Annotated in this window: 17 protein-coding genes; 15 read left to right on the top strand and 2 right to left on the bottom strand. The window is 41.6% G+C overall.

Annotated features, from left to right (window positions below; genetic code table 11):
* The first annotated feature begins 120 nt into the window (after positions 1-120).
* From K5Q34_RS07485 to K5Q34_RS07430, 12 genes are all read left to right on the top strand, one after another.
* On the top strand, positions 121-447 hold the full coding sequence (locus K5Q34_RS07485) for a helix-turn-helix domain-containing protein (protein WP_172114837.1): 327 nt from the start codon (positions 121-123) through the stop codon (positions 445-447).
* Positions 448-588: 141 nt separating this feature from the next.
* The gene (locus tag K5Q34_RS07480; RefSeq protein WP_172114839.1) at positions 589-1,041 is read left to right on the top strand and encodes an NUDIX hydrolase; all 453 of its coding nucleotides are present in this window, start codon (positions 589-591) and stop codon (positions 1,039-1,041) included.
* 36 nt (positions 1,042-1,077) lie between these two features.
* The gene (locus tag K5Q34_RS07475; RefSeq protein ID WP_172114841.1) at positions 1,078-1,539 is read left to right on the top strand and encodes an NUDIX hydrolase; all 462 of its coding nucleotides are present in this window, start codon (positions 1,078-1,080) and stop codon (positions 1,537-1,539) included.
* Entirely contained in the window at positions 1,536-3,452 is a 1,917-nt protein-coding gene (mnmG, locus tag K5Q34_RS07470) for a tRNA uridine-5-carboxymethylaminomethyl(34) synthesis enzyme MnmG (protein ID WP_172114843.1), read from the top strand. The genes K5Q34_RS07475 and mnmG overlap by 4 nt, the downstream gene beginning before the upstream one ends.
* Before the next feature lie 106 nt (positions 3,453-3,558).
* Positions 3,559-5,520 (top strand): DHH family phosphoesterase, encoded by a 1,962-nt coding sequence (locus K5Q34_RS07465; RefSeq protein WP_044758771.1) that lies wholly within the window; start codon positions 3,559-3,561, stop codon positions 5,518-5,520.
* Positions 5,521-5,530: 10 nt separating this feature from the next.
* The gene (rplI, locus tag K5Q34_RS07460) at positions 5,531-5,983 is read left to right on the top strand and encodes a 50S ribosomal protein L9 (RefSeq protein WP_221864788.1); all 453 of its coding nucleotides are present in this window, start codon (positions 5,531-5,533) and stop codon (positions 5,981-5,983) included.
* Between the two features lie 31 nt (positions 5,984-6,014).
* A complete protein-coding gene (gene dnaB, locus K5Q34_RS07455) occupies positions 6,015-7,370 on the top strand; it encodes a replicative DNA helicase (protein ID WP_002938217.1) in 1,356 nt (451 codons plus the stop codon).
* A gap of 3 nt (positions 7,371-7,373) precedes the next feature.
* On the top strand, positions 7,374-7,625 hold the full coding sequence (locus tag K5Q34_RS07450) for a Veg family protein (RefSeq protein ID WP_002938218.1): 252 nt from the start codon (positions 7,374-7,376) through the stop codon (positions 7,623-7,625).
* A gap of 306 nt (positions 7,626-7,931) precedes the next feature.
* Positions 7,932-8,543 (top strand): 30S ribosomal protein S4, encoded by a 612-nt coding sequence (gene rpsD, locus K5Q34_RS07445; RefSeq protein ID WP_024407736.1) that lies wholly within the window; start codon positions 7,932-7,934, stop codon positions 8,541-8,543.
* Between the two features lie 65 nt (positions 8,544-8,608).
* Complete coding sequence (locus tag K5Q34_RS07440) at positions 8,609-9,058, top strand: thiol reductase thioredoxin (protein ID WP_105136723.1); 450 nt, start codon at positions 8,609-8,611, stop codon at positions 9,056-9,058.
* Positions 9,059-9,191: 133 nt separating this feature from the next.
* Positions 9,192-10,709: a flavocytochrome c gene (locus K5Q34_RS07435; RefSeq protein ID WP_221864787.1), complete on the top strand. Its 1,518-nt coding sequence runs from the start codon at positions 9,192-9,194 to the stop codon at positions 10,707-10,709.
* A gap of 82 nt (positions 10,710-10,791) precedes the next feature.
* Entirely contained in the window at positions 10,792-12,138 is a 1,347-nt protein-coding gene (locus K5Q34_RS07430; protein WP_221864786.1) for a metallophosphoesterase, read from the top strand.
* A gap of 44 nt (positions 12,139-12,182) precedes the next feature.
* Here K5Q34_RS07430 and K5Q34_RS07425 read toward each other — a convergent pair whose 3' ends face one another.
* Both K5Q34_RS07425 and K5Q34_RS07420 read right to left on the bottom strand, forming a co-directional pair.
* Positions 12,183-13,490: a sensor histidine kinase gene (locus tag K5Q34_RS07425; RefSeq protein WP_221864785.1), complete on the bottom strand. Its 1,308-nt coding sequence runs from the start codon at positions 13,488-13,490 to the stop codon at positions 12,183-12,185.
* On the bottom strand, positions 13,487-14,200 hold the full coding sequence (locus tag K5Q34_RS07420) for a LytTR family DNA-binding domain-containing protein (RefSeq protein ID WP_221864784.1): 714 nt from the start codon (positions 14,198-14,200) through the stop codon (positions 13,487-13,489). The genes K5Q34_RS07425 and K5Q34_RS07420 overlap by 4 nt, the downstream gene beginning before the upstream one ends.
* Positions 14,201-14,440: 240 nt before the next feature.
* On the opposite strand from K5Q34_RS07420, the gene K5Q34_RS07415 reads away from it, so the two are divergent.
* The 3 genes from K5Q34_RS07415 to K5Q34_RS07405 all read left to right on the top strand — a co-directional run.
* Positions 14,441-17,350 (top strand): glycoside hydrolase family 3 C-terminal domain-containing protein, encoded by a 2,910-nt coding sequence (locus K5Q34_RS07415; RefSeq protein WP_221864783.1) that lies wholly within the window; start codon positions 14,441-14,443, stop codon positions 17,348-17,350.
* Positions 17,351-17,386: 36 nt separating this feature from the next.
* Complete coding sequence (locus K5Q34_RS07410; RefSeq protein ID WP_114866972.1) at positions 17,387-17,866, top strand: GtrA family protein; 480 nt, start codon at positions 17,387-17,389, stop codon at positions 17,864-17,866.
* Positions 17,867-18,210: 344 nt separating this feature from the next.
* The coding region (locus tag K5Q34_RS07405) for a transposase (RefSeq protein WP_221864799.1) at positions 18,211-18,372 on the top strand (162 nt) is incomplete at its 3' end.

Below are 18,372 nucleotides of genomic sequence, written 5' to 3'. Positions count from 1 at the left end.
GTCCTCCAATTTTTTTGATATAGTACAATTATAGCTGAAGCATTCCATTATGCAAGTAGGTACTTTTGCATTTGTTAGTATCAAAAGTGATACTATTGTGATAAATAAAGGAGAATTTTTTTGAAAAAAGTTAGTGAATATGGTATTTGCCCTTTTGCAACAACACAAAAAGTCTTGACTGGTAAGTGGGGATTGGTGATTATCTACCAACTCAGTACAGGAACGAAACGCTTCAATGAATTACAGCGACTGATTCCAGGTATTACTCAAACCATGTTAACAAGGCACCTTAGACAATTGGAGGCGGATCGCATTATTAGTCGCACGGTCTATGCAGAAGTCCCCCCTCGTGTAGAGTATAGCTTGACTGAGATGGGCGAAAAATTTCGTTCGGTACTGGATGCTGTTGAGGCTTGGGGCTTAGAATATATTGAAACGTTAGCGTAACACTAGATTTGAAATTCTACAAATCTTTTGATAGAATAAGAGTAACAATTATCATGATGGTCAAAGCTCATGGGAATTGTAGGCTTTTTTGTCCTGCAGTTTTCGAGAGTTTTGGCTATTTTTTGCTATTGAGGAGAGAAGATGGACTTTCGGACAGTGGTAGGCAACCAGTCCTTTGGTGTTCGTGCGACGGGATTGTTAGTAAAAGATGAGAAACTATTTCTTGTAAGGGCACCGGAGGGGAACTACTACACCTTGGGCGGAGCCATTCAGCTTGGTGAAACAACTGAAGAGGCTGTGCAACGGGAAATGCAAGAAGAACTTGGAATTGATGTGGAGGTTGGACCGCTGGCTTTCATCGTTGAAAATCAGTTTAGTTTGCAGGAGAAATCCTATCATCAGATTGAATTTCTTTATCTTGTTACCCCACTGTCTGATCCAGTTACCTATCTGGAAGAAGGTGATTCTATCCGTCAGTGTGAGTGGATTGCCTTTACAGACTTGAAAAATCTTGACCTTAACCCTGCCTTTCTCAAAACGGAACTAGCCACTTGGAAGGGACAGTTGCAGCATTTTACTAATCGGGAAAGCTAGACTATCTAAATGAAATTTTAGAAAAGAGAAAGAAAAATGGATTTCAGGACCAGAATTGAAAATCAAATCTTCGGTGTTCGTGCCACTGCATTGATTATAAAAGATGGGAAAATATTTCTCACGAAGGACTCTAAGGGGCGTCATTATACCATTGGTGGTGCAATTGCAGTCAACGAAACGGCACAAGATGCGGTTGTTCGGGAAGTCAAAGAAGAATTAGGAGTTGACAGTTGTGTCAACCAGCTAGCTTTTGTCGTTGAAAATCAGTTTACACACGAAGACATAGATTTTCACAATATCGAATTTCATTTTATTGTTGAGCCTATTGGAGAAATGCCTAAGGAGATGATTGAAGGCAAGTTGAAACAAGCTTGTGAATGGATTGAACTTGACAATCTTGTCAACTTAGATATCGTGCCAGCCTTTCTGGCTCAAGAATTGCCAAACTGGAATGGGCAAGTCAAACATATCATGAATATAAAGGAGAAAACAACATGACACATACATTTGCAGAAAACTACGATGTCATCGTGATCGGTGCGGGGCACGCGGGTGTAGAAGCAGGCTTGGCAGCCAGCCGAATGGGCTGTAAGACCCTGCTTGCGACGATTAACTTGGACATGGTGGCTTTTATGCCATGTAATCCCTCCATTGGTGGTTCTGCCAAGGGGATTGTGGTAAGGGAAATTGATGCCCTGGGTGGCGAAATGGGCCGCAACATTGACAAGACCTATATCCAGATGAAAATGCTCAATATGGGCAAGGGTCCAGCTGTACGTGCCTTGCGGGCTCAGGCGGACAAGGCAGAGTACGCAGCGGAGATGAAACGGACGGTGGAGCGTCAGGAAAATCTGACCCTGCGTCAAACTATGATTGATGAGATTTTAGTGGAGGATGGCAAGGTTATCGGTGTCCGCACGGCTACCAACCAGAAATTTTCAGCCAAGGCAGTTGTGGTGACGACGGGTACAGCCCTGCGTGGCGAGATTATCATCGGTGACCTCAAGTATTCGTCAGGCCCTAACAATAGCCTAGCTTCTATCACGCTGGCGGATAATCTGAAAGAATTGGGACTTGAAATTGGCCGTTTCAAGACAGGGACACCACCGCGTGTCAATGCCCACACCATTAATTACGACGAAACCGAGATTCAACCAGGCGATGAAAAGCCAAATCACTTTTCATTCTTGTCCAAGGACGAGGATTATTTGCAGGACCAGATCCCTTGCTGGTTGACCTATACCAATGCGACCAGCCATGAGATTATCAACAGCAATCTTCATCGGGCGCCTATGTTTTCGGGCATTGTCAAGGGGATTGGGCCCCGTTATTGTCCGTCAATCGAGGACAAGATTGTGCGTTTTGCCGACAAGGAACGCCACCAACTTTTCCTAGAGCCAGAAGGTCGCAACACAGATGAAATCTATGTTCAAGGGCTGTCAACCAGTCTGCCAGAAGATGTGCAGCAGGACTTGATTCACTCCATTAAAGGCTTGGAAAATGCCCAGATGATGCGGACGGGCTATGCTATTGAGTACGATATGGTTATGCCTCATCAATTGCGGGCGACGCTGGAAACAAAGAAGATTTCTGGGCTCTTTACAGCAGGTCAGACCAACGGAACATCAGGTTATGAAGAAGCAGCAGGTCAGGGAATTATCGCTGGTATCAATGCAGCCCTTAAGGTACAGGGTAAGCCTGAGTTAATTTTGAAACGAAGCGACGGCTACATTGGTGTTATGATTGATGACCTGGTAACCAAGGGAACGGTGGAGCCTTATCGCCTCTTAACCAGTCGGGCAGAATACCGCCTGATTCTGCGTCATGACAATGCTGATATGCGACTGACGGAAATCGGTCGTCAGGTAGGCTTGGTAGATGATGAACGCTGGCAGGTTTTCCAGATTCACAAAAAACAATTTGACAATGAAATGAAACGCTTGGAGTCTATCAAACTCAAACCAATCAAGGAAACCAACGAAAAAGTTGTTGCTATGGGATTCAAGCCCTTGACAGACGCTTTGACTGCCAAGGAATTCATGCGTCGTCCAGATGTGACTTATGCAGATGCGGTAGCCTTTATCGGTCCTGCGGCAGAGGACTTGGATGCCAAGACCATTGAGTTGATTGAAACAGAGGTCAAGTACGAGGGCTATATTGCCAAGGCCTTGGATCAGGTGGAGAAGATGAAACGTATGGAAGAAAAACGCATTCCAGCCGACATTGACTGGGATGATATTGACTCCATTGCGACCGAGGCTCGCCAAAAATTCAAGCTGATTTCACCAGAAACTATTGGCCAGGCTAGTCGGATTTCCGGTGTCAATCCAGCGGACATCTCCATTCTTATGGTTTACTTGGAAGGACGCAGTCGTTCCATTTCTAAAAACAAATCAAAGGACAGTCACTAAGGCTGTTCTTTTCGCTGTATGTCAGCTATATGTCAACTACTTTAAAATCATGTGAAAAGTAGCTTTTTTACTGAATTTATGGTAGAATGGCAGGCAGAGGTTAGTGATGAAAAGATTTCGATTTTCGACAATTCACTTTGTCATGATAGGTGTCATTTTATTTGGGTTGGTGGCTCTTGTCCACCGACTTTTTCCAATTGGTGCCAGTACAGTTTTTGCGCTACTCATCAGCCTATTGGTGTTGATTGCGCTGTTTATTTATCAAAAACATTCTTATGAATTTAGTGAGCTAGAACAGATTGAATATCTCAATAATCAGGCCAATTCTGGTTTGATGATGCTCTTGGATAAAATGCCAGTGGGAGTTATAAAAGTTCGACCAGATAGTAATCAGGTAGAATGGTTTAATCCCTTTGCTGAGCTGATTTTTGCTCAAGAAAATGGTGAGTTTGATCAAAAAAAACTACGTGAAATTATTGACGTTGGTCTGGATGAGGAGCGAATTTATGCGAACTTTTCAGGCAAGAGATACGCTGTTAACGTTGATTTTGATCAAGGGTTATTTTACTTTTTTGATGCGTCAACAGAGTATTCAGCGACAAATAGTTTGATCGGAAGCCGTCCTGTTATAGGGATTATTTCAGTTGATAACTATGATGAGCTTGAGGATGCTGTAACGGATTCTCAAATCAGCCAAGTCAATTCCTTCTTGGCTCAATTTGTTTCGGAATTTTGCCATGATTACGGTATCTACTACCGACGCGGTACAATGGATCGATTCTATTTCTTTACAGATTATGCTGTGTTGGAAAAATTGATAGAGAATAAGTTTTCAGTTATTGATAAGTTCCGCGAGGAGGCTAAAAAGTTAGATTTAGGTTTGACTTTGAGTATGGGATTGGCGTATGGTAATGAAAATCATCACCAAATCGGACAGGTTGCGCTCCAAAATCTCAATATGGCTGAGGTTCGTGGTGGAGACCAGGTTGTGGTCAAGGAAAATGATGAGAGTAAACAGCCACTTTTCTTTGGCGGTGGCTCGGCTTCTTCCGTTAAACGAACACGTACGCGGACTCGTGCTATGATGACTGCTGTATCAGATAAACTCAAATCGGTTGATGCTGTTTTTGTGGTGGGACATCGTAATTTAGATATGGACGCGCTTGGATCCGCGGTCGGTATGCAGTACTTTGCTCAAAATATTATGAACAATGCCTATACGGTGTATAATCCAGATGAAATGGCACCAGATATTGCACGTGCTATCAAGAAGTTGAGTGATGAAAATTGTTCTAATTTGCTAACGGTTGAGGAAGCCATGAAGATGGTCACTTTCCAGTCGTTGTTAATCATGGTAGATCATTCAAAGATTGGCTTGACTTTGGATAAGGATTTCTATGAACAATTTACCCAGGTTGTGGTGGTTGATCATCATCGTCGCGATACAGATTTCCCAAATAATGCAGTTTTGACTTATATAGAGAGTGGTGCTAGTTCTGCGAGTGAGTTAGTAACGGAATTAATTCAGTTCCAGAATGACAAACACCATAAGCTTAATCGCATTCAATCTAGTTTATTGATGGCTGGGATTATGCTTGATACAAAAAATTTCACCTCTCGTGTGACCAGTCGTACTTTTGATGTGGCTAGTTACTTGCGGACTCGTGGTAGCGATAGCTTGGAAATTCAGCAGATTGCTGCGACAGATTTTGAGGAATATCGTCAAATCAATGAACTGATTTTAAGTGGGCAGAGAATTGAGTCCAATGTTGTTATTGCGTGTGCAGATGATACTAAAGAATACGATAATATTATTCCGAGCAAGGCTGCCAATACAATATTGGACATGGCAGGAATTGAGGCGGTATTCGTTGTAACAAGAAATACCAAAGGGTATGTATCTATTTCTGCAAGGAGTCATAGTAAAATCAATGTTCAACGCATTATGGAAGAAATGGGTGGAGGTGGCCACTTTAACCTAGCTGCCGCTCAGGTATATGACCAGACAATCGCAGAAGTATGTGAAAAATTGACGGATAAAATCCGCGAAGAAATAAATGGAAATTAGGAGAACAGATATGAAAGTAATCTTTTTAGCAGATGTTAAAGGTCAAGGTAAAAAGGGTGAGATTAAGGAAGTTCCAACAGGTTACGCCCAAAATTTCTTGATCAAGAAAAATTTGGCTAAGGAAGCAACAAATCAAGCGATCAGTGCCCTTCGTGGTCAGGAAAAATCTAAGGAAAAGGCTCATGCAGAGATGATTGTAGAAGCAGAGGCTATCAAGGCTAAGCTGGCTGAGGAAGCTACTTTAGTGAAATTTGTCGAAAAAGTTGGTCCAGATGGTCGTACCTTTGGTTCTATTACCAGCAAGAAAATTGCTGAAGAATTGGACAAGCAATTTGGCATCAAGATTGATAAACGCCATATTCAGCTGGATCACCCAATTCGTGCGATTGGTCTCATTGATGTACCAGTTAAAATCTATCAAGATGTAACAGGCATCATTAATTTGAGTATTAAGGAAGCTTAATTATTTATCTAGCCAGTGAGGAGGTGAGATCTTGGCAGAGTTGGATGAATTGCGGGTGCAACCGCAGGATATTCTAGCTGAACAATCGGTATTAGGAGCTATTTTCCTTGATGAAGGCAAGCTGGTCTTCGTTCGTGAATACATCGAAGCTGAAGATTTTTTCAAACATGCTCATAAGCTAATTTTTAAAGCTATGATTGCTCTTTCTGATAGAAATGAGGCAATTGATGCGACTACCATGCGTAACTATTTAGTGAACCATGGTGATTTGGAAAATATTGGTGGCTTGGCCTATTTGGCTGAAATCATTAGTTCCGTGCCGACGGCAGCCAATGCGGAATTCTATGCCAAGATTGTTGCTGAAAAGTCTAATCTTCGTAAACTGATTGCCCGTTTGACGGATGCAGTTAATCAGGCTTATGAGGGTGCGGATGGTTCAGATGACATTATTGCCAATGCTGAAAAAGCTTTGATTGATGTCAGTGAGGGAGCCAGTCGAAGTGGTTTCAAGCGGATTGATGATGTCTTGAATATCAACTTTGACAACCTTGAAACTCGTGCTAAGCAGACGTCGGATATTACAGGGATTGCAACTGGTTATCCTGCTCTTGATGCCATGACAACGGGTCTGCATGAGGAAGAGTTGATTATTCTTGCCGCTCGTCCTGCGGTTGGTAAGACGGCATTTGCTCTCAATATTGCACAAAATATCGGTACAAAACTGGGTTTGACAGTTGCCATCTTCTCTTTGGAGATGGGTGCAGAAAGCTTGGTTGACCGTATGCTCGCTTCTGAGGGAGTTATCAATTCGAGGGCTATTCGTACGGGGCATTTAACGCAGGAAGAATGGAATAAGTACATGGTGGCTCAAGCTAACCTGGCTCGGGCTAGTATCTATATTGATGATACACCAGGTATCAAGATTACAGAGATTCGTTCGCGTTCACGTAAGTTGGCTCAGGAAACGGGCAATCTGGGCTTGATCTTGATTGACTATCTTCAATTGATTACGGGAACAGGTCGTGAAAACCGACAACAAGAGGTTTCTGAGATTTCCCGTCAGTTGAAGATTTTGGCAAAGGAATTGAAAGTACCAGTTATCGCCCTCAGTCAGTTGTCTCGTGGAGTTGAGCAACGTCAGGATAAGAGACCTGTTCTGTCTGATATTCGTGAATCTGGGTCTATCGAGCAAGATGCGGATATTGTTGCCTTCTTGTATCGTGATGATTATTATGAGCGCGGTGAGCAGGAAGACGGTGGTATTCCCAATAATACGGTTGAAGTCATCATCGAGAAAAACCGTTCCGGTGCGCGTGGTACCGTGGAATTGATGTTCCAAAAAGAATACAATAAATTTGCAAGTATTTCCAAGAGAGAGGATGGATAGAGAATGAGTGATGCATTTACAGATGTTGCTAAAATGAAGCAAATCAAACAAGATATTAAAGACCATGAGGGACAAATTGTTGAGTTGACCCTTGAAAATGGTCGTAAGCGTGAGAAGAATAAGCAGGGGCGTATTGTGGAGGTTTATCAGTCTCTCTTTATCGTTGAATTTGAAGATCCAAACAATACCTTTGTGGAATCTTATACTTACTCAGACATTTTGACAGAAAAGATTTTGATTCATTATTTGGATTAATCGCTATATAAGGCTTTACAGAGCCTTTTTTTTGTGCTATACTAATCTTTGTGCGAAATAACAGCAGGGCAAAATGAAGCTCGTCAACAGAAGGTCAGCAAGAAGAGTAATCGTTGCTGTTTCGATGAAGGCCTCCTGCACGAATCAGGTTTGCTTAAAACGTTATTTCCTATAAACAAGTCTTTTTGTTTCCTTTTAGTACTAGGCAAGGAGGGGCAGGCTATACTGAGGTATGCCAAGCCGACTTAACGACGTAATAAAAGTGAAACGAAATGACGGAAATTTTTATTTTAGGAGGACATAACTATGTCACGTTATACAGGACCATCTTGGAAACAAGCTCGTCGTCTTGGCTTGTCATTGACAGGTACAGGTAAAGAATTGGCACGTCGTAACTACGTACCAGGTCAACACGGACCAAACAACCGTTCTAAATTGTCAGAATACGGTTTGCAATTGGCTGAGAAACAAAAATTGCGTTTCTCTTACGGTTTGGGTGAGAAACAATTCCGTAACTTGTTCGTACAAGCTACTAAAATCAAACAAGGTACTCTTGGTTTCAACTTCATGCTTCTTTTGGAGCGTCGTTTGGACAACGTTGTTTACCGTCTTGGTTTGGCAACTACTCGTCGTCAAGCACGTCAATTCGTAAACCACGGTCACATCCTTGTTGACGGCAAACGCGTTGATATCCCATCATTCCGCGTTGAAGTTGGTCAAGTGATCTCAGTTCGTGAGAAGTCAATCAAAGTTCCAGCTATCCTTGAAGCTGTTGAAGCAACTCTTGGACGTCCAGCTTTCGTATCATTCGATGCTGAAAAGCTTGAAGGTTCATTGACTCGCTTGCCAGAACGCGACGAAATCAACCCAGAAATCAACGAAGCTCTTGTCGTAGAATTCTACAACAAAATGCTCTAAGATTTGTATCGATATTTTAAAAGCCCTATTTACAAGGGCTTTTTGTCTGTATTTGAGGAGGGATTATGTGGCGTAAGTATTCTTTGCTAGTGGTATTGACTATTTTGGTCGTAGGTGGGGCATTCTTTCTATCTCAATCAGCGGCTGCACCGAATGAATCAGACTACGTGAAGGCTGTCAAGAGTTATCAGGCTATTTCGATAGATGAAGTGGAGCAAAAGGTCCAAGACGAGGAAGAATTTATATTATACATAGGTCGTGAGACATGCCCTTATTGTCGTGATTTTGTTCCTAAATTAACAGAGGCAGTAGAACAGTCACATGCGACTATCTACTATTTAGATAGCGAGTTGGATCCGACTGGAAAAATACAACAATTTCGACAGAGTCAAGGTCTTGCTACGGTTCCTAGCTTAACCTATTATAAATCGGGTAAATTATCTGGAATACTTCGTAAAGGGAGTCAAGCAACGCTATCCGAAATAGAGAATTTTTTAGCTCTTCAAGGGCAGTAAATAGTTTTAAAAATGTATGAATCGAATATCATACATTTTTTTGTTCATGTTTGTGAAAAATATTTCAAAACAGATTGAAAAACATTTCACAATCTTGTATAATACTAATATCAGATAAAAATTGGAGGTTTATATGAAAAAGAAAGCTTGGTTAGGCTTGTTGATGAGTCTACTTGCTGTTTTGTTTTTAGTGGCGTGTGGAGGTAAGTCTGAAAAGACAGCTACATCTTCATCATCTACGACTTCTTCTTCATCAGAAGAAGCTGTTTCAGGTGCATCTGAGAAAGTGTATACAGATCCATCTGAGTTGAAAGATAGCTATGATGTTATCGTTGTTGGTTCAGGTGGTGCAGGTATGTCGGCAGCTATCTCAGCTAAAGACGCTGGTGCTAGTGTTGCTCTCTTGGAGAAAATGCCTGTTATCGGTGGTAATACGGCTAAATCATCAGCTGGTATGAATGCTTCACAGACTAAATTCCAAGAAGCGGAAGGTATTGCTGATTCAAACGATAAATTCTACGAAGAAACGCTTAAAGGTGGTAAAGGGACAAACGATCCTGAATTGCTTCGTTATCTTGTAGATAACTCTGCTGGTGCAATTGACTGGTTGGATGGAATGGGGATCACTCTTAGCAACCTAACTACAACTGGTGGTATGAGCGAGAAACGTACCCACCGTCCTGCAGATGGTTCAGCTGTTGGTGGCTACTTGGTAAATGGTCTTTACCACAATCTTGTTGAACGTGAAGTACCAATTTTTGTCAATGCAGATGTTACAAAACTCCAAGACAAGGATGGAGCTGTGACAGGTGTTGAAGTGAAGATTGCTGGTGAAACTAAGAAAATCTCAGCTAAAGCAGTTGTATTGGCGACTGGTGGTTTCGGTGCAGATTTGGAAATGGTTGCTAAATTAAACCCAGCATTGAAAGGTTATGTTACAACTAACCAAGAAGGCTCAACAGGTGACGGTATTGCGCTTGCTGAATCAGAAGGTGCAGCAACTGTTGATATGGAACAAATCCAAATTCACCCAAGTGTTGAGCAAGAAACTTCTTACTTGATTACAGAAGCAGTTCGTGGCGAGGGTGCTATCCTTGTCAACTCAAAAGGTGAGCGTTTTGTTAACGAATTGGAAACTCGTGATAAAGTTTCTGCGGCTATCAATAGCTTAGAGCCAAACTATGCTTATGTTATCTTTGATGATGCCTTGAAAGATCGTGTGAAAGCTATTGCTCAATACGAAGAAAAAGGTCTTGTAAAAACGGGTGCTACACTTGCAGATTTGGCTAAAGAAATTGACCTACCTGCGGATACACTTCAAACAACACTTGATACTTGGAACAAGGCTGTAGCAGATAAGAATGATGCGGCATTTGGTCGTACATCAGGTATGGACCATGCTTTGAATACTGGTTCTTACCACGCGATTAAAGTTGCACCTGGTGTTCACCATACAATGGGTGGTGTGAAAATCAATACCAATACTGAAGTATTGAAAACAGATGGTTCAGCAATTTCTGGCCTTTATGCTGCTGGTGAAGTAACTGGTGGTGTTCATGGTCAAAACCGTATTGGTGGTAATGCTGTAGCAGACATTATCGTATTTGGTCGTCAGGCTGGTGAACAAGCAGCTGGATTTGCTAAGAAATAAATTTTAATATGAGGGGTTGGCTACAGTCTAACTCCTCTTTTTGTATTGTCGTCATTCATCTAAGATGATATACTTTTAAGGTATGAAGAAGAAAATAGTATTATTGTTAGGAGCTATTGCAGCCATTCTTTTGATTTGGTCTGCTATTACTGGCCAGCGTCAGCAATCCTATGTCGAGGCTGAATTAAGAGACCAAGATAAAATTTGGATTATCACAGATTTGCATTATTTGTCACAGGATTTATTTGATGATGGAGAGGCTTTTTCTTATATCGAAAAAACAGCTGTTGGCAAGGATTTACGTTATGGAAAAGAGCGGATGGAGGCCTTGGTTGAGCAGGTTGAGCGTGAGCAACCGTCCTTGTTACTAGTCAGTGGGGATTTGACTCTCAATGGTGAAAAGCAGAGCATGGTTGAATTGGCGCAGTATTTTACCCAGATTGAAGAAAAAGGAACGGAGGTTTTGGTCATTCCTGGCAACCATGATATTGCCAGTGGCTGGGCTAGGGCCTTTAAGGGAGATCAGCAGATAGTGACGGATCAGGTCACCGCTCAGCAATTTTCAGATATATTTGACAATCATGGCTATCAACAAGCCAGCAGTCGTGATCAAGCCTCATTGAGCTATCTGGCTAAGCCATTTTCCAATGCATGGTTTCTGATGATAGACAGTAACATCTACTCTGACGGCTACGGCAAAGGAGCTCCTCCAACCAATGGACGTATCAAAAAAGAGACCTTGGATTGGATAGATGTACAGCTTCAGGCAGCCAAGGAAGCTGGAGTGAGCTTGATACCTGTTGTCCATCACAATGTCTTGCAACAGCATGCCATGCTCTCAAAAGGCTATACTTTGGATAATGCTGCCGATTTGAAGGCCTTGTTCAATCAATATGGCATTCAATTTGGTTTTTCGGGACACACTCATTCTCAGAATATTGTTGAAGAAGACTTGGGGCAAGTCAGCTATACTGAAGTGGTCAATGGAGCATTTTCTATTTATCCAGCTGTTATCGGCCAACTGATCCTTGATGATACAAGCATTCGCTATCAAAAAACTCAACTTGATATGGCTTCGTGGGCAGAAAAGCACCAACCTAGTGATCCAAATTTGCAGAATCACGTAAAGTACTTACAAACCGTCTTTGACAATACCAGTGACATCATGGTCCACAATGTGTTGAACGATGAACGGTGGTATGATGGCGAGACAGCGGATGCTATTTCACAATTTATCATGCCGGCCAACCGTGCTTATTTTTCAGGAGAAAAATTGGACCAGACTTGGCTTGATGAGACGGTATTTCCAAGCCAAGTCTATCAGACCTTGCAAGCGGCATCACCGAGAAGTTTCTTGGCTGATTATCTTGATGTGATTATAAAACGGAGTCAAGGTCGAGATGTGGAGCAAGTGACGGTTTCTAAATGACGAATAGAAAGAAAATCCCGCTTTTAAACGGGATTTTTCTATTCTTATGCTTGTAAGGGGAGGATGATTTTTAGTTGCACCCAATTATCTTCCTTGCTAAGTGTGAGACTGCCACCGTATTTATTGGCAACATACTCCATACTCTTAAGACCGAATCCGTGGTAGTCCTTATTTGTTTTTGAGGTTTCAGGGAGCTGTCCTGTGGATAAGTCTAGTGAAGAAGTATCGTAGTTGTCTAATCGAATGATGAGAAATTGCTGATGGCTGGCAACCTTTAAAGTAATCAAGCGTTGTTCAGGATTATCTATTTTTTCAACAGCCTCGATGGCATTGTCAATGGCATTTCCAAACAGAGCTGAAATATCCATTACATCCATAAAATGGAGGGGTTCTCCCTGAACAATACAGGTAAAGTTGATTCCATTTTGCAAACAGTAATAATTTTTCTGGCTGAGAATGGTATCTAGAACGGGATTTCCTGTTTCAATCTTGGCATCAAGGGTCTGGATCACCTCGCTCATTTCAGCTAGGTATTGCTCCTTTTTGGTTTTATCCGATTCTTGCTGAATGATGGCCAGTTGATGCTTTAAATCATGGACCTTACGGTCAAGAATCTCACTGTTTTCACGATAGGCTTGGTATTGCTTGTATTGAAGTTGGAACATATTATTGATAGAAGTCAATTCCTGTCGTAAATAGCGATCGTATTGTTGAGATTCTTGGGTAAATAGGAGCAGAAGACCAGAGAGATTGACGGTTGTCCGAAGAATGAAAATGCTGGTCGAGTCTTGAAATTGGCGCGTGCCTGAGAGGATGAAGCCAATATTACTGAGAACAAAGATAGATAAGGTTGTAAAGACGGCTACCGTCACATCTCGCTGCTCAATGAATTTATCCAATTCTTCTAAGCGAACTTTTTTATCTTGTAGATAGATGAGCCAGTAAGACAGCAGAGAAGTTATCAACAGAAATACCCCTTGTGTCCACAAGTTATCCACAGGTTGTTGATAAATCGTCAAACAGTAGAGATGCCAAGTAATGGAGGCTACTAATTCGGCAATGATAAAGGCTTTTGCTGTCAAATAGAGACTAGTCCTCTTGTGGATAACTCCAAGCAATCGAATGGAAACAAACATCCAAGCGATATTGATGCTCATTCCCAAAGTCCAAAAGAGCAAGGGGAGTTTGCCAGCCAATAGTTGAAGTAAGATTTGTATGAGGAAAATCAGGAGGATGCGTACCTGTTTGCGTGACCATTTTTCAGACAAAACAAGCGAGGAACAGATCAGTAGGCAGGCCAAGCTTTCTGTTAGAGCAGTATAGAAACGCGGAATATCAGGGAAATTGATCATAGTAGGCTATCTCCGATGAAGTTGGTTAGAGCTGTCATAAATTCTTTTTTTCTTGGGCGGCTAATCGGCAAGGCTGTATTTGTGACGTAAACAAGGCTACCTTCCACTTTTTGAACGTGGGATAGATTGATGATATAGGCGGAGTGGGCTCGTACAAACAATTTACTGTCTAACATGGCTTCGAGATTCTTGAGACTATTATGGGTAATCGTTAGGTCACCGTCAACTGTGTAGATGTGAACCTGATGTCCTTGACTTTCTAGGTAAACAATATCTTCTTGATAGAGTTTTACAGTGGATTGCTTGCTTTTTATATACAAACTTTGTTTCTCTTGGCTATCGGGTAATTTTCTAAGAATTTTTTTAAAATGTTCCTCAAAGACAAAGGAGCTCAGTGGTTTGAGAAGAAAGTCAATGGCCTCAACAGAATAACCCTGAATGGCGACATGGGAATGATTGGTCACAAAGACGATGAGAACATCTTTATCCACAGACCGAATTTTTTGAGCGGTGGTCATCCCGTCCATAATTTCCATCTCGACATCTAGGTAAATCAGGTCAAATTGTTTTTGATAGTCACTAGTGATATGGAGACCGTCGTTAAAACAGCTGATTTCCACTGCAATCCCAGCTTTCTGGCAGTAGGTTTTGATGTAGTTGGACAGTCTCTCTTGCTCGATTTTTTGATCTTCTACAATCGCGATTTTCATAAAGTACCCCCTTTTATTTTCTATCAGTATATCAAAATTAAAATGAAATTGTTAGCTATATTTTAGAAAAATCAAATGATAAAATAGCAAGAGTAGGATTATTTTTCTCAATTTACAAATTATGAAGGTTAAATGACAGATTATGAAGAAAGGGTTTTCATTAAGTATGTTAATTGATATAGTGGACTCAAGAAAAAGAAAAGGCTTACATGAAAGCCGAAACGTTTAGGAGGAAGTCTTATGAAGGCTTGGAAAAAACTTGGTTTAGCAAGTTTAGTTACTCTCATGGGAAATGTCGGAGTAACGGTATTTGCGGAAGATTATGCTAGTTCCTATCAAGCATGGGATGCGGCAGGGATTGCAAAGATTGTTTTAATATGTGCTAGTTTAGCAGTCGTAGCTTTATTCGCATACTATATTTACAAAGGTGTGAAGAATAAGGCATTTGTTCCCAAAAAATCAAAAATCTTTACTTCACTTTTGGCATTGTTAGGTGTAATAATCATTGGTGCCAACTATGCTGTCAATATGTTTGTCAATGTAATCGACACCTATTTTGCGCCGTCTTATGCAGATGAGACAAAAATAGCTGAGGCAGAAGAGGTTTCTAAATCTTTGGTAACAACCATTCAAGAAGAAGGCACTGTCTTGCTTGAAAACAAAAATCAGACCCTACCGCTTGAAAAATCATCTAAGGTCAATGTCTTTGGTATTTCTTCTGTAGCCATTACTTACGGAGGATCTGGTTCAGGTGCTGCGGATGAGTCTAAAAACGTTAATCTGCAACAAGGTCTTGAAAATGCTGGTTTTGAAGTCAATAGTGAATTGACTGATTTCTACACAGAAAACCTACCAGAAAAAGAAGGTACTAACATCTTCTCTCTTAATGGTGGAGATTACAATATCTATGAGCCAACTCAAGACAAATACACAGATGAATTGCTAACAAACGCGAAGAACTTCTCCGATACAGCCTTGGTGGTCATTTCTCGTAACGGTGGTGAGGGTGCAGACCTTCCACAAAATATGGCAGAATACCAACAAGGTGACAAGGATAAGCACTATCTTGAACTTCAAGATGTTGAGAAGGCTATGCTGAAAACTGTGACTGAAAACTTTGACAAAGTTGTTGTATTGGTCAACTCTTCAAATGCTATGGAACTTGGCTTCTTGGAAGATGCAGGTGTCGATGCAGCTCTATGGATTGGAGGACCAGGTTCAACTGGTTTGAACGGTGTAGCCAATGTCTTGGCAGGAGATGTCAACCCGTCTGGTCGCTTGGTCGATACCTATGCCTATGACTTGGAAACCAACCCAACCTACTGGAATACAGGGGACTTCTCTTATACAAATATTACTTATGAAGATACTCCATGGGGAGCAAAAGAGCCTCAGACCTTTAACTACAAATTTGTTAACTACCAAGAAGGCGTCTATCTAGGATATCGTTACTATGAAACTCGCTTTATTGACAATGCAACTGGTCAAGTAGATGAGGCAGCCTACGATGCAACAGTGCAATATCCATTTGGCTACGGTTTGAGTTATACAACATTTGATCAAGAAATCACCAGTATGAAAGAGAATGGTGACAAGATTGAGGTCAATGTCAAGGTAACCAACACTGGTGATGTAGCTGGTAAAGAAGTTGCACAAGTTTATTACACTGCTCCATATACCGAAGGAGGCATTGAAAAATCCCATGTTGTCTTGGCTGGCTTTGACAAGACAGATGTACTTGAACCAGGACAAAGTGAAGAAATGACAATTTCTTTCGACCGTGATGACATGGCATCTTACGATGAAAAGACTGAAAAAGCCTACACTTTGGATAAAGGTGACTACCAAATCAAACTCATGAATAATGCTCATGATGTATTGGATTCAGAAACCTACACAGTTGACAGCAAGGAAGTCTTGAAGCAACGTTCATCTGACAAGGCTGAGGTAACTAACGCCTTTGAATACGCTGTTGGCGATGTCAAGTATGTCACCCGTGCGGACTGGGAAAGTACTTTGCCAACTGAACGTACAAAAGATAAAGAAGCTAGTGAGCAAATTGCTGCTGAGGTTGATCGCTCGAACTTCCGTATTGACGAATCTTCAGAAACACCGATTGATACGGTGACAACAGAAGATAACGGACTTCGTTTGGTTGATTTGATTGGTGCAGACTATGATGACGAGCGTTGGGAACAACTCGTTGCTCAAATGTCTGTTGATGAAATGGTCAACTTGATTGGTTACGGAGGCTATGCAACAGGAGCAGTCAAATCAATCGATAAACCAGCTGTTGTTGACTTGGACGGCCCTGCTGGTATCAACGGTATCTTCCAAGGTATCAAAGGTGTTCAATATAACTCAGAAGTCGTTGTTGCTTCTACTTGGAATACTGACTTGGCTGAAGAAATGGGTGATGCTTTTGCCAAAGAGGCATTGGCACATGGTATCGTTGGTCTATATGCCCCAGCTGTGAACATCCACCGCTCACCATTTTCAGGTCGTAACTTCGAGTACTATTCAGAAGATCCACTGATTTCAGGTAAAATGGCAAGCTCACTGGTAGCAAAAGCTCTTGAAAATGGAGTCTATACCTTTACAAAACACTTTGCTCTCAATGACCAAGAAGATAACCGTGATGGAGTTGCAACATGGTCTAATGAACAAGCTATCCGTGAAATCTATCTGAAAGCCTTTGAAATTCCTGTCAAAGAAGGCGGAGCAACTGCTATTATGTCATCCTTTAACCGTATTGGTACCCTCTGGGCAGGGGGTAATAGCGACCTCTTGAATACTGTCCTTCGTGACGAGTGGGGCTTCAAAGGGATGGTGATCACAGACTTTGCAGGTAAGGATTACATGAGTCCAGACCAAGCTATCCGCAATGGCGGTGACCTCATGTTGACACCTATGGGAAGCCTCCCTACAGCAGCATCAACAGGTACAGAAGAAGGTGTTGCAGCACTTCGTCAAGCAAGCAAAAATATCTTGTACACCGTTACTCATTCTGCAGCCTTTGACATCTACAAACCAAAAACGAAATGGTGGATTGTAGCTTTAGTAGCAAGCAATATTGCCCTCATCGGATTGACAGGTTTCGGTCTTGTCAAGTTGACAGGTAAGAAAAAAGAAGAAAAAAACGCAGCATAGCAAGGGGGGTCCCCCTTGTCTTGCATAGGAGACAGTATGAAAGAATGGATTGCCAAACACCCAGACTTGTGGGAATTTATCAAGTTTAATGTGTTATCAAACATAGCGACCATCACAAATTTCTGTGTTCTGTGGTTGTCAACAAATTTCCTCTTTACAGCCTTGTCAAGTCAGCCATTTGACTGGTTTATCTTTCACTATTCTGTAGAAAATGGCGGTTTGAACGGCTTTCTCTCCTTCCTCTTGGCCTATGTAGCGGCACAGATTGTCAACTATATCGTCCAAAGGAAGTTGGTATTTGGTGCAGAAAATGATATTTCCAAGACCCTCCATTGGTATATCTTAACTGTTCTAGTTGCAGGAATTTTGTCCATTGTGCTACCACCTTATACTACTCAGCTTTTTACATCATGGGGTTTGAGTTTGGGTTGGGCACAGACAGCAGCCAACTGGGTCAATATTTTCGTTCAAGTGGCTGTTAACTATCCGATGATGAAGTTTGTAATCATGAAATAATACTCTTCGAAAATCAAACTCAGCCGTTGTTGACTTGATTTGATGAGTGGAAAGCTCCAGTGGAGGTTTCCAGCCTGTCACTTGACAATAATAAAGTGACAGAGTTCTATCTGCTCATATCGAAACGAACAAGGTTCGTCCTATCTCCCAGCTCCAACAGTCTATTCTCAGACTGTTGGAGCTAGCCTGATTCATTATGTGACTTTTAGTCCGTCACGCTCCGTAAGGTGCGTGACAAATAAACCACCCGCTATGCGGGTGTGCGACGAAGGTTGTACCAAAAAAACTCCAAACGCGATACAATAAAGGTGTTCAAGCCTATTGTAAAGCGAGAGGAGAAAAGTATGGCACAAAAGGCACATAGTTTATCACATACAAAGTGGCTGTGTAAATACCACATTGTCTTCACCTCTAAGTATAGACGAAAAATCATCTATAATCAATATCGAAGTAGTTTGGGAGAAATATTCCGACGTTTGTGTAGTTATAAAGGCGTAGAAATTATC

Source organism: Streptococcus sp. 2018110, assembly GCF_019754115.1.
GTDB classification, from domain to species: domain Bacteria; phylum Bacillota; class Bacilli; order Lactobacillales; family Streptococcaceae; genus Streptococcus; species Streptococcus hashimotonensis.
This window is presented reverse-complemented; position numbering and strand designations above follow the sequence as displayed.